The sequence below is a fragment of the Roseateles sp. AC306 genome (assembly GCF_979253795.1).
In genome coordinates this window covers 144,163-156,552 of record NZ_CEEDEB010000013.1, presented here as the reverse complement: position 1 = coordinate 156,552, position 12,390 = coordinate 144,163, and the positions used below count along the sequence as shown (strand labels likewise).

At 66.2% G+C, this 12,390-nt stretch carries 11 protein-coding genes and 1 pseudogene; 2 read left to right on the top strand and 10 right to left on the bottom strand.

Annotated features, from left to right (window positions below):
* Positions 1–121: 121 nt before the first annotated feature.
* Positions 122–286: a hypothetical protein gene (locus AC0IZJ_RS22015; RefSeq protein WP_471853701.1), complete on the bottom strand. Its 165-nt coding sequence runs from the start codon at positions 284–286 to the stop codon at positions 122–124.
* Between the two features lie 105 nt (positions 287–391).
* On the opposite strand from AC0IZJ_RS22015, the pseudogene AC0IZJ_RS22010 reads away from it, so the two are divergent.
* Positions 392–583: pseudogene (locus AC0IZJ_RS22010) on the top strand (DnaB-like helicase C-terminal domain-containing protein); the annotation flags it as partial.
* 12 nt (positions 584–595) lie between these two features.
* Here AC0IZJ_RS22010 and AC0IZJ_RS22005 read toward each other — a convergent pair.
* Positions 596–967, bottom strand: a complete 372-nt coding sequence (locus tag AC0IZJ_RS22005; protein ID WP_471853700.1) for a response regulator — start codon at positions 965–967, stop codon at positions 596–598.
* 156 nt (positions 968–1,123) lie between these two features.
* On the opposite strand from AC0IZJ_RS22005, the gene AC0IZJ_RS22000 reads away from it, so the two are divergent.
* Positions 1,124–2,248: a PA0069 family radical SAM protein gene (locus AC0IZJ_RS22000; RefSeq protein WP_471853698.1), complete on the top strand. Its 1,125-nt coding sequence runs from the start codon at positions 1,124–1,126 to the stop codon at positions 2,246–2,248.
* 112 nt (positions 2,249–2,360) lie between these two features.
* Here the strand turns inward: AC0IZJ_RS22000 and AC0IZJ_RS21995 are convergent, their stop codons facing one another.
* From AC0IZJ_RS21995 to AC0IZJ_RS21960, 8 genes are all read right to left on the bottom strand, one after another.
* Complete coding sequence (locus AC0IZJ_RS21995; RefSeq protein WP_471853697.1) at positions 2,361–4,025, bottom strand: phosphoethanolamine transferase; 1,665 nt, start codon at positions 4,023–4,025, stop codon at positions 2,361–2,363.
* Positions 4,026–4,107: 82 nt separating this feature from the next.
* The gene (locus AC0IZJ_RS21990) at positions 4,108–5,751 is read right to left on the bottom strand and encodes a response regulator (protein ID WP_471853696.1); all 1,644 of its coding nucleotides are present in this window, start codon (positions 5,749–5,751) and stop codon (positions 4,108–4,110) included.
* Between the two features lie 255 nt (positions 5,752–6,006).
* Entirely contained in the window at positions 6,007–7,167 is a 1,161-nt protein-coding gene (gene dnaJ, locus AC0IZJ_RS21985; RefSeq protein ID WP_471853695.1) for a molecular chaperone DnaJ, read from the bottom strand.
* 64 nt (positions 7,168–7,231) lie between these two features.
* Positions 7,232–9,193 carry a molecular chaperone DnaK gene (gene dnaK, locus AC0IZJ_RS21980; protein ID WP_471853693.1) on the bottom strand — a complete coding sequence of 654 codons (1,962 nt, stop codon included), beginning with the start codon at positions 9,191–9,193 and terminating at the stop codon, positions 7,232–7,234.
* Between the two features lie 77 nt (positions 9,194–9,270).
* Positions 9,271–9,795 carry a nucleotide exchange factor GrpE gene (grpE, locus tag AC0IZJ_RS21975; protein ID WP_471853692.1) on the bottom strand — a complete coding sequence of 175 codons (525 nt, stop codon included), beginning with the start codon at positions 9,793–9,795 and terminating at the stop codon, positions 9,271–9,273.
* An 81-nt stretch (positions 9,796–9,876) separates the two neighbouring features.
* Positions 9,877–10,311, bottom strand: a complete 435-nt coding sequence (locus AC0IZJ_RS21970; RefSeq protein ID WP_471853691.1) for an RNA-binding S4 domain-containing protein — start codon at positions 10,309–10,311, stop codon at positions 9,877–9,879.
* Positions 10,308–11,405: a ferrochelatase gene (hemH, locus tag AC0IZJ_RS21965; RefSeq protein ID WP_471853690.1), complete on the bottom strand. Its 1,098-nt coding sequence runs from the start codon at positions 11,403–11,405 to the stop codon at positions 10,308–10,310. Before hemH ends, AC0IZJ_RS21970 begins: the two co-directional genes overlap by 4 nt.
* On the bottom strand, positions 11,405–12,373 hold the full coding sequence (locus AC0IZJ_RS21960) for an adenylate/guanylate cyclase domain-containing protein (protein WP_471853689.1): 969 nt from the start codon (positions 12,371–12,373) through the stop codon (positions 11,405–11,407). The genes hemH and AC0IZJ_RS21960 overlap by 1 nt, the downstream gene beginning before the upstream one ends.
* Positions 12,374–12,390 lie beyond the last annotated feature (17 nt).

The window sequence follows — 12,390 nt, the reverse complement described above, 5'->3', positions numbered from 1 at the left end:
TGGAGGCCTGGCAGGCCGGTGCCGACGTCCGCTTCGGGCACATTGCTGACTCACGCATGCCGACTGCGAGCGGCGGCGGCCAGCCTCACGCTGACATGGCGTTAGCGAGAGGCAGCTGAGGTCACGCATCGAGGGGATTCTGTTGCGCATCGCTTTGCGCGTCAGTGACGTCGGCGATCAGGGCTACCTGCGAAAGCTGGCTTGCCGAAAACCGACGACCCTCGGCTTGGTTTTCCACAAGTAAAACTTTCAACGACAGCCCGAATTCAAGCTGAAGTTCTGCCAAGCGTTTTCTGCATCCCAACCGCAGAAATCGGCGCTCGACCGCTTTTGGCCTGTTCTGACGCCAAAGCGTCAAAACTTCGCTTCAGGTTGGGATTTCTTTACTAATTTCATCATGTTCATCTACCGCGACGAGTACTACACCAAGGACGAGTGCAAAGAACCGGGTGTGGCGGAGATCATCATTGCGAAACAGCGTAACGGCCCGGTGGGCACCGTGAAGCTGATGTTCCAGCGGATGCACACCAAGTTCGAGAACCTCGCGCCGGGCTATGTTGGTGTGGAGCGGGACGAGTATTAGTAGCGCTGCAGCTCAGACGCCGCCGTGGCGTTGCTTCAGCAGCGCATCCAGCTGGTTGAAATTGATCGGCTTCATCAGATGGGCGTCGAAGGCGTCCAGCTCGACGCTCTTGAGCGCGCCGGTAATGGCGACCACGACGATGCTGGTACCGAAGCGCTTGCGCAACTCGGCCGCCAACGCGTGGCCATCGACCTCGGGCATGAAAACGTCGATCAAGGCGACGTCGGGCGCGAAGGTCTCGGCAAGTTTGAGGGCGTCTTCCCCGCAGGTGGCGTACTGGACGCTCCGGCCTTCGAGCTGAAGGCAGAACGCCAGGGATTCGGCCGAGTCCAGGTCGTCGTCGACGACGAGCAACTTGAGTTCGGGCAGGGCTTCCTCGGTCATGGGTTGGGACTGTCCCCTGAACTTCTGCGGAACGGCCTGCTGATTACTACCTAGCTTCCACCATGAATCGGGCTCAGGCAAACACCTGGTTGCAGGCCGGCCGTCGCGCCTTCGCTGTTGCTTTGAAAACCGCAGAATACTGTATATATTTACAGTATGTCGCCCGCTCCCACCCGCATTGCCTCCGCCCAACCCGGCCTTGTTCACGTCGACTCCATCAAGGGCCGTGGCACGGCGACGTCCATGCCGCATCGCTTCGAGCAACGCGAGCGTGAGCAGTATGACGACGGCTGGGGTTCGCTGGATCAGGACGCCGCCGAGGAGCACCTGCCGTTGGCTACCGAGGTCATCGAGGAACATGCCAAGAAGATCGTCACCAGCAACCAGTCGCCCGACATCTCCTTCGACTACTCCATCAACCCGTACCGCGGCTGCGAGCACGGCTGCGTTTACTGTTTTGCCCGGCCCACCCACAGCTACCTGAACCTGTCCCCGGGGCTTGACTTCGAGACGCGCATCGTCGCCAAGGTCAACGCGGCGGAGCGCCTGCGCGAGACGTTGGCTTCGCCGCGCTATGAGCCGCGCTCGCTGGTGCTGGGTACTGCGACGGATGCCTATCAACCGGTCGAGCGCCGGCTGGGCATCACACGCCGCATCGTCGAGGTGCTGGCCGAATGCAGCCATCCTTTTTCGGTCGTCACCAAGAGCAGCGGCATCGAGCGTGAGCTGGACCTGATCGCGCCGATGGCCGCGCAGGGCCTGGTGTCGGTCTACCTGTCCATCACGACGCTGGACAACGATCTCGCCCGCATACTGGAGCCGCGCGCCGCCGCACCGGCACGCCGGCTGCGCACGGTTCAGGCGTTGGCCGAGGCCGGCGTGCCGGTGGGCGTCAGCGTGTCGCCCATCATCCCCTTCATCAACGAGCCGGAGCTGGAGCGCATCCTGGAGGCCGCTGCGGCGGCCGGCGCCAGCAGCGCCTTCAGCATCCCGGTGCGGCTGCCCTGGGAGGTGAACCCGTTGTTCCACGACTGGCTGCAACGCCACTTTCCCGACCGTGCCGACCGCGTGATGGCGCGCATCCGAGACATGCGTGGCGGCAAGGACAACGACGCCCGCTTCGGCACGCGCTTCACCGGCGAGGGTGTCTGGGCCCAGTTGCTCCAGGCACGGTTCCAGCGGGCGGTCACCAAGCTGGGGTTGCGCAACAAGCGGCGGCAGGTGCAACTGGGGCTGTTCACACGGCCACGCAAATCTTCGGCGCAGGGCGACCTGTTCTAGCCAGTTGGGGACAGAGCTATTCGCTGCGCTCGGTCGGTCGGTCCCACCAGGCCTTCAGCTCAGTTGGGCACGAGGTACTCACTGCGCCCGGACGGTCTGTCTCACAAGGTCTTCAGTTTCGGCAGCCGGCCAGCAAGTCCCACCCCGCCTTGTAGACATCCGCCCGGGCGCCCACCCAGCCCATGGCGGTGTGGAAGAGGTTGTCATGCGACGCAGGTTTGTCGCGCAGCGCGGCCAAGCAGCCCGGCTTCAGTGAAGCGGCTAGGCCGCCGCCCTCGGGCACCCACAGCACCATCGGCACATGCGTCTGCTCGGCGGGCGCCATTGCGTAGGGCATGCCGTGCAGGTAGAGGCCGTTCTCGCCGAGCGACTCGCCGTGGTCGGACACGTAGAGCATGCCCGCGTCGAAGCGGCTGCTTTGCGTCTGCAGCCAGGCGATGGACCGGGCCAGCAGGCGGTCGGTCGTCGCGATAGTGTTGTCGTAGCCGTTGACGACCTGCTCGCGTGGGCACTGCTGCAGCGCGTTGCTCCTGCACTCGGGCTGGAAGGGCTTGAGGTCGGGCGGCGAGCGCTTGAAGTAGGCCGGGCCATGGCTGCCCATCTGGTGCATGACGAGGACGAGGCCGCGCTTGACGCGCTCCGGGTCGAGCGCGGCGATGCGCTTGTCCAGTTCATGCAGCAGGGACTCGTCGAAGCATTCGTCGCCATCGCACAGGCCAGCCGGCAGCGGCGCGGCGCCGTCGGGCAGCTTGGCCGTGAAGCTGTTGGGCACGCGGTCGCAGAGGCCCTTGCAGCCGCTCTGGTTATCCAGCCACAGCACGGCCAGGCCGGCCCGTTGCAACACGTCGAGCAGGTTTTCCTGCGTGCCACGCGCGTCGCCAAAGGCGTCACGGCCCAGCGGCGAGAACATGCAGGGCAGGGATGCCGCCGTGCTCGTGCCGCAGGAGGTGACGTTGCGCAGGCTTAACACGGGCAGCCTGGCCAGCTCCGGGTTGGTCGGCCGCGTGTAGCCGTTGAGGCTGAAGTTCATGGCCCGCGCCGTCTCGCCGACCACGAGCAGCAGCAGCGGCGGTTTGGTGCCATCGGCACGCGGCAGCAGGCGGGCGTCCGCGCCGATGACGGCGGGCGGGCCGCTCGGCGCGGCCTGGCGGCGCAGTGCGGCGCTGCTGATCGAATAGACCGCATTCAGCGGCGTGACCATGTAGCGGATGGTCTTGTAGTTGCGCATCGTCGACGACAGGTCGGCGAACACGCTCAGCGCCAGCAGCACCATCGCGCCAATGCCCAGGGCAAAGGCCGCGACGTTGCCGCCCAGGCGTTTGACCAGCGCCTGCCTGGGCGCCGCCGGCCTCCGCAACAGCCACCAGGCGGGCAGGGCACCGAGCAGCGCGATGCTGAGCAGCAAGCGCCAGCTCAGCAGGTCGCGCGTCTCCCGCGCATCGGTCTGCGCCATGTTCACGACCATGGTGGGATCGAAGACGATGCCGTAGCTGCCGATGAAGTAGGCCAGCGCACCGGCGCTCAGCAGCAGCACGACGAGCGCACCCTTGATGAGGCGCGGCCAAGCCAGCAGGCTCAGCAGCGCACCGGTGGCGGCGGTGATCATCCCGGCGAATGCCAGCGTGAAGACGGGCCTCACATCGGTCATGCCGTGCAGCTGCTGCCACAGCGGCCAGTTGGCCAGGAGGCCCATCCATAACGCGGCCAGCCAAGCCTGGGTCAGGGGACGGGAGGTGTCGGGGTGAAACCAGGCCAGCAGGCGCTTGAACAGGGACATCGGAGAGGGAACGGGAAGCAGCTTCGGCGCGCATTCTCGCGGCCCCGCTCACTGGCGGCCCTCGGGTGATACGCGGGCTGGTTCAGGCTGCGGATTCAGCCACGGCTGCGGTGCGCAGTGCCATGCCGCCCGCTGCGCGAGTCTTGGAGGAGCCGGCGGCCATGGGCTTCACGAAGCGCATGTACAGGTCGTCGATCCGCACGGCCAGTTGATCGGCATCTTCGATCTTGTCGGCATGGCGCTTGAGCACCAGGGCGGCCATGTCGATCAGCTTGGCATTGCGCGTCGACTCGCCCTGCTGGAGCAGCAGCTCCACGGCGACCTTGGCACTGCCGCGCATCGAATGGCGCATCGCCGTCTCGGCGACGTTGAAGATCTTCTGGTGGCAGTCGCGAAACTGCTCGGCCGCACCCTGGTGGACCTCGACGATGGCCAGCAGGATCTCGGTGCTCGCCTTGGACGCGCAATGCCGCATGCCCAGACCTTGCAGGATGGGCATCATCTCCTCCAGCTCGACCTCCTGGCTGGACAGGCGTATCCACAGCGCCGTCAGCAGCGAGGCGGCTTCGAGGTCGAAGTCGCCAGCGTCGGCATGGCCAGTGAACTCGCGCGCGACGACGAGAGCCTGGCCCACGCGCCGCTCCAGCAGGAAGGCCAGGCCGCGGAACACCAGGTCAAAGCGCTGCAAGCGGATGGAGCCGGGCGCGCGCTCCAGCGCCGCAGCCAGGGAGTCGTGGGCGTACTTGAATCCCTTGTGGTCCTTGTTGTCGAAGCGCATCAGGCCGATGAGCACGAGGCTGAGCATGTCGAAGAGCTTGGAGCGCAGGCCTTGCGACATGGCGCGCTCCAGCATCTTCAGCGCCTCGGCACGCTGGCCGGCGTAAAAGCCCAGCGAGCCGCAGCGTTGCAGGCGCAGCAGGCAGCCGGGGGTCAGCGTCGCCGCCGTCTGGTAGGTCTTGAGCGCCTCGCGCAGGTCGCCTTGTTCCATTTGCACATGACCCATCAGGTCGTGCGAGTCGGCGTAGTCGGGCAGGTCGCCGATGAGGTTTTCCAGCGTGCGCCGCGCGGCCTGCAGATTGCCGCCGGCCACCTCGGTGCGCGCCACGCCCAGCCGCGCCCAGGGCACGGTTTTGGCGGCGATAATGGCTTCGTAGAGGACCTTGGCTTCCGGGAAGCGCTTCAGGCGCAGCAGCAGTTCTGCACCGATGCGCGCAGCGTAGAGCCAGTACCTTTCCTTGGCCTCGAAGCGTGCCAAGCAGAGGTTGGCGGCGGTCTCGAAGTCCTGGTTCTCGATGGCCTCGAAGATGTCCTTCATCAGGCGCTTGCGCTGGCGGGCGCTGGCCAGCCGCTCGGCGAGGTTGGCGCTGGTGTAGGGCTTGATGAGGTAGGCGTCGAGGGCAGCTTCAGCGGCCTCGGCCACCTTGGCGTAGGTCGCCTCGGCGGTCACCATGACAAAGACGGTGGAGTAGGGCAGCAGGCCTTCCCGGCGCAGTTCGTCCAGCAGGTCCTGCCCCGACGTGTCGCTGCTGTCGAAGTGGTAGTCGCACAAGACGATGTCGAAGGTCTGGTGCTCCAGCATCACGCGAGCGTCCTTCACGCGTGGCGTCTGACGCACGGTGCCCACGCCGAGGTCCCGCAACTGGGCCGACATCAGGCTTCGCGAGCTGGAGTTGCTGTCGATGATCAGCGCCGACGCGGCCTGTATGGTCTGGTCCATCAGGAACATGCAACGTCCTTCCCCGGCACCGAGCCGTGGGTTTTGATCGGAAATCGCGTACGCAGCATCACTTATGAGTCATCGGTATGACAGTCGGCGGACTTTAGGCGGCGCCAGTCAAGACTGGTGAGCTGGTTAACACGCGCTATTGGGGCAATCCGTGATATCCGACGCGCGGTCATTTCTCATTGCGCCATGCCGAAGGGCAGGAAAAAGCCGCAGGACCCTTGCAGGTGCTGCGGCTGATGCGTGAAGTGACGCGGCTTACTTGAACAGGTCCTTGACCCGGTCCGTCCAGCTCTTGGCGTTCGGCGAATGCCGCTCGCCGCCCTTCTTGAGCGATTCGTCCAGCTCCTTGAGCAGCTTCTTCTGATGCTCGGTCAGCTTGACGGGCGTCTCGATGGCGATGTGGCAATAAAGGTCGCCCGGGTAGCTGGAGCGCACGCCCTTGATGCCCTTGCCGCGCAGGCGAAAGGTCTTGCCGTGCTGGGTCCCCTCGGGCAGCTCGATCTCGGCCTTGCCGCCGAGCGTGGGCACCTCGATGCTGCCGCCCAGCGTGGCGGTGACCATCGAGACCGGCATCGTGCAATGCAGGTCGTCGCCATCCCGCTCGAAGAGGTCGTGCTGCTTGATGCGGATCTCGATGTAGAGGTCACCCGCCGGGCCGCCATTCACGCCGGGCTCGCCATTGCCCGCCGAGCGGATGCGCATGCCCTCGTTGATGCCGGACGGGATCTTGACCTCCAGCGTCTTCTGCTTCTTGACCTTGCCCTGGCCGTTGCAGGTGGTGCAGGGGTCGGGAATGATCTTGCCGCTGCCGTGGCAATGCGGGCAGGTCTGCTGGATGCTGAAGAAGCCCTGGCGCATGTGCACCGTGCCCGAGCCCTGGCAGGAGCCGCAGGTCTTGGCCGACGTGCCGGGCTTGGCACCCGTGCCGCCGCAGGTCTCGCAGCCTTCCCAGCTCGGGATGCGGATCTGCGTTTCCTTGCCGCGGGCGGCTTCTTCGAGGGTGATCTCCATCGCGTAGCTGAGGTCGCTGCCGCGGTAGACCTGCTGGCCTCCTGCACCCGGGCGACGGCCGCCACCGCCCTGGCCGCCGAAGATGTCGCCAAAGATGTCGCCGAACGCCTCGGCAAAGCCGCCGAAACCTTCCGCACCCGGGCCGCCGCGCCCGCCGCCCATGTTGGGGTCCACGCCGGCGTGGCCGTACTGGTCATAGGCCGCGCGCTTCTGCGGGTCCGACAGCATCTCGTAGGCCTCCTTGGCCTCCTTGAACTGCTCCTCGGACTTCTTCGCCCCGTCGCCCTGGTTGCGGTCGGGGTGATGCTTCATGGCCAGCTTGCGGTAGGCCTTCTTGATGTCCTCTTCGGTCGCGTTCTTGGCGACGCCGAGGGTTTCGTAGTAATCGCGCTTCGTCGAAGCCATGCTCGTCTTTCAAGGGCAAAGGCCCGGGCCGCGTGAGCGGTCCCGGGCCGGGGTCATGCGGGACTTACTTGCCGTCCTTGACTTCCTTGAACTCGGCATCCACGACGTTGTCGTCGGCCGGGCGCTTGGCTTCGCCTTGCGCAGCAGCTTGCGGCTGCTCGGCGGCGCCGGCACCTGCGGCTGCCGCTGCGGCCTGTGCGCCCTGCTGGTCGGCGTAGATCTTTTCGCCGAGCTTCTGGCTCGCGGTCATCAGCGCTTCGGTCTTGGCCTCGATGACGGCCTGGTCGTCGCTCTTGATCGCTTCTTCCACGTCCTTGGCAGCGGCTTCGATGGCGTCCTTCTCGGCCGCTTCGAGCTTGTCGCCATGCTCGGCCAGCGACTTGCGCACGCTGTGCACCAGACCGTCGGCCTGGTTGCGGGCCTGCACCAGCTCGACCTTCTTCTTGTCGTCGGCCGCGTTGGCTTCGGCGTCCTTCACCATCTTCTCGATCTCGGCCTCGGAAAGGCCGGAGTTCGCCTTGATGGTGATCTTGTTTTCCTTGCCGGTGCCCTTGTCCTTGGCGCCGACGTGCAGGATGCCGTTGGCGTCGATGTCAAAGGACACCTCGATCTGCGGTGTGCCGCGCGGCGACGGCGGAATGCCTTCCAGGTTGAACTCGCCCAGCGACTTGTTGGCCTGGGCCAGCTCGCGCTCACCCTGGTAGACCTTGATGGTCACGGCCGGCTGGTTGTCGTCAGCGGTCGAGAAGGTCTGCGAGAACTTCGTCGGGATGGTCGTGTTCTTCTTGATCATCTTCGTCATCACGCCGCCGAGCGTCTCGATGCCGAGCGACAGCGGGGTGACGTCGAGCAGCAGCACGTCCTTGCGCTCGCCGCCCAGGACCTGGCCCTGGATGGCGGCACCGACGGCCACGGCCTCGTCGGGGTTGACGTCCTTGCGCGGCTCCTTGCCGAAGAACTCCTTGACCTTCTCCTGCACCTTGGGCATGCGGCTCATGCCGCCGACCAGGATGATGTCGTCGATGTCGCTGACCGACACACCGGCATCCTTGATGGCCATGCGGCAGGGCGCCATCGTGCGCTCGATCAGTTCGTCAACGAGGGACTCCAGCTTGGCGCGGGTCAGCTTGACGTTGAGGTGCTTCGGGCCGGTTGCGTCTGCCGTGATGTAGGGCAGGTTGACGTCGGTCTGCGACGAGTTCGACAGCTCGATCTTGGCCTTCTCGGCGGCTTCCTTCAGGCGCTGCAGGGCCAGCACGTCCTTGGTCAGGTCGACGCCTTGTTCCTTTTTGAACTCGGTGACGATGTAGTCAATGATGCGTTGGTCGAAGTCTTCGCCGCCCAGGAAGGTGTCGCCGTTGGTCGACAGCACTTCGAACTGCTTTTCGCCGTCGACGTCGGCGATCTCGATGATGGACACGTCGAACGTGCCGCCACCCAGGTCATAGACGGCGATCTTGCGGTCGCCCTTGCCGTGCTTGTCCAGGCCGAAGGCCAGCGCCGCGGCGGTGGGCTCGTTGATGATGCGCTTGACGTCCAGACCGGCGATGCGGCCGGCGTCCTTGGTCGCCTGGCGCTGCGCGTCATTGAAGTAGGCCGGCACCGTGATGACGGCTTCGGTCACTTCCTCGCCAAGGTAGTCCTCGGCCGTCTTCTTCATCTTGCGCAGCACTTCGGCCGAGACCTGAGGAGGCGCGAACTTCTTGCCGCGCACTTCCACCCAGGCGTCGCCGTTGTCGGCAGCGGCGATGGTGTAGGGCATCAGATCGATGTCCTTCTGCACTTCCTTCTCGGCGAACTTGCGCCCGATCAGTCGCTTGACGGCGTACAGCGTGTTCTTGGGGTTGGTCACCGATTGGCGCTTTGCCGAGGCGCCGACGAGGATCTCGCCGTCTTCCTGATAGGCAATGATGGACGGCGTGGTGCGGGCGCCTTCGGCGTTCTCGATGACGCGCGTGGTGTTGCCTTCCATGACGGCCACGCACGAATTCGTGGTGCCCAAGTCAATGCCGATGATCTTTCCCATTTGGAACTCCTGAAGATTTGTTGGATGTATTCGAGTTGTGGATAACTAGCGCCGATTCAAGGGCCGGCGCCCGTGTATTACTTGGGCGCTGAGACCGTCACGAGTGCCGGGCGCAGCACGCGGTCGGCAATCAGGAAACCCTTCTGCAACACGGCGACCACGGTGTTGGCTTCCTGGGTCGGCGCCGGCACCACGGAGATGGCCTGATGCTGATGGGGGTCGAACTTGGTGCCCTGGCCGGGGTTGATCTCGACGACCCGGTTGCGCTCCAGCGCGCTGGACAGCTGGCGGCGCGTGGCGTGCACGCCTTCCAGCACGGTGTCGACACTGGCGCTGGGCGTGGCGATGGCGCCTTCCAGGCTGTCCATCACCGGCAGCATCGCTTCGGCAAAGCTCTCGACGGCAAACTTGCGGGCCTTGGAGATGTCCTCCTCGGCACGCCGGCGCACGTTCTCGGCCTCGGCCTTGGCGCGCAGGTAGGCGTCGCTCATCTCGGCGAGGCGGCCTTCCAGCTCGGCGATCTTGATTTCAGGGTTCAGCTCGGCGGCCGTGGGATCGGCAGCGCCGGCGGCGTCTTCGGGCAGGGGATGTTCGGTCGTCATGGCAGAAAAAGGGGTAACCGCATCGACATGAGGCGGGATGCCCTGGTTTCAAGAGGGGGAATTCGAAACGAATTATCCGGGTCAACCCGGATCTGGCGTGTCGTCCAGGTCGTCCACCGAGACCGACCACCGGTCCCAGTCCGCCAGGCGGCGGCGGTCCTGCTTGGTCGGCCGGCCTTGGCTGATGCTGTCGGCCGGCTCCGGCGCCAACCGGCGCGCCTCGGCAGCAGCCTCGCGGGCGGTGATGCTGGCGGCGGTCTCCGCGTACAGGGCCTGCGCCTGCGGTGCCGGGCCGCGCTGGCTGGACAGGCCTTTCACTTCCACCTCGCGGGCCAGCGTGCCGATGCGGATGCTGAGCACATCGCCCACCTTCACGTCCCGAGCCGGCTTGACCGGCACGCCACCCACGCGCACACGGCCGAGATTGATCTCGTCCACGGCCAGCGCTCGCGTCTTGTAAAAACGCGCGGCCCAGAGCCATTTGTCCAGCCGCATGCTGGTCGGCGCGGCACTCATTCACGCGCTCCGGCGGCGAGCGCCCGCTGACGTTGCAGGGCCAGCGTGTCGGGGTGGGGTGTCTCGGTCGGCCAGCCTTGCAGATGGCGCTCGGCCAGCTTGGCGAGCGCGCGCATGCCGGCCGGGTGGTCGTTGAGGCAGGGGATGTAGCCAAAGCGCTGGCCGCCAGCGGCGAGGAAGGCGGCGCGTGCCTCCTGGGCGATTTCTTCCAGCGTCTCCAAGCAGTCCACTGCAAAGCCGGGGCAGATGACGTCCACGGACTTGAGGCCACCCTTGGCCAGCTTGACGAGGCTCGGCTCGGTGTAGGGCTCCAGCCACTTGGCCTTGCCGAAGCGGCTCTGGAAGGTCACCAGCCATTCGCCGTCCTTCAGCCCCAATGCTTCAGCGAGCAGGCGTCCGGTTTTCAGGCATTCGCAGTGGTAAGGATCGCCCAGGTGCAGCGTGCGCTCCGGCATGCCGTGGAAGCTCATGACGAGCTTGTCGGCGCGGCCGCCGCGCTGCCAGTGCTCGCGCACGGTCTGCGCCAGCGCCGCGATGTAGGCGGGGTCGTCGTGATAGTGGTTGACGAAGCGCAGCTCGGGCAGGTGGCGGGTCTGCAACGCCCAGCGGGCGACGTCGTCGATGACGCTGGCTGTCGTCGCCCCCGAGTACTGGGGGTAGGCCGGCAGCACCAGCACGCGTTTGACGCCCTCGCGCTTCAACACGTCCAGCGTGGCGGCAATCGCCGGCTGGCCGTAGCGCATCGCATAGGCCACGCGCACGCGCAGCCCGTGTTCGCCCAGCGAGCCCTGCAGCAGCTTGGCCTGCCGGTCGGTCCAGACCTTGAGCGGCGAGCCGTCGGGCGTCCAGACGGTGGCGTACTTGGCCGCCGACTTGGCCGGCCGCACGCGCAGGATGATGCCGTGCAGGATGGCCAGCCAGATCAGGCGCGGGATCTCGACGACGCGTGGGTCGGCGAGGAACTGGGCGAGATAGCGGCGCAAGGCGGACGCAGTCGGCGCCTCGGGCGTGCCGAGGTTGCAAAGCAGCACGGCGGTGTCGGGGCCCGTCGGAGCAGCGCCGTGTCGATGCGGCGGTTCAGAAAGAAAAGCCATCAGCGCCTTGAACGAGGACCGCCGAAGGCCTGTGGCTCGGTATCGGCAAAATGCAGCACCTCGAAGCGCACGGTCGGCGACTGCTCGTCGCCCGGCAGGCCGCCCAGGCCGATGACGCCGCTGCCGTGCAGCGTGCAGCTGCCGCGCTTGAGGCTCAGCAGTTCGCCCGACTCGCCGAAGCGCACATAGGTGCCGTTGTAGGAGAGGTCGGTCAGCTCGAAGCTGCTGCCGTGCCAGTCGATGCGGGCATGCGAGCGAGATACGCGCGCGTCGGTGATGCAGTAGGTCGCCTGAACGCTACGGCCGAGCACGATGGGCATCGCGCCGATGTCGAAGACGCGGTCCAGGTCCTGCCAGACGAGGCGCATGCCGTCGGGGTCGATCGAGCGCATCGGCTCGCCGAACTGGGTCGCCGTGTCGTCGGCACCGAGCGGCACGGCAGCGTCCATGCGATAGACGTGCACGGGCTCGATGCGGCCGCGCACCGAGATGCGGTCCAGACTGCGAAAGCGCCCCTTGGACGCGTGATGCAGGCCGGCTAGTACCTCGGTGGTGATGAGGATTTCGCCGTCGCCGGCGTGGTCGATGAGGCGGGCCGCGACATTGACGGCGTCGCCGAAGCAGTCGCCGTTCAGCTCCACCACCTCGCCGCGCGCCAGCGCCACCTGCAGGCGCAGCGACAGCATGGCCGGGTTGTTCAGGCGGCGCGCGCGTTGCACGGTGCGATCCAGCATCTCCTGCATGCGCTGGGCCGCGCGCACGCCGTCGCGCGGCGTCTCGAACGCGGCCATCAGGCCGTCGCCCAGCGTCTTGATGAGGTGACCGCCGCTCTCCAGCACGGCCTCGCTGATCTGGTTGACCGTCTGTGTGACGAGGCCGCTGGCCTCGGCGTTGCCGAGGGATTCGTAGAGCCCGGTGCTGCCACGCAGGTCGGCGAAGAGGACGGTGCGCTCTCTGATCGCGGTCATGGGTTCAGTGTAGGACG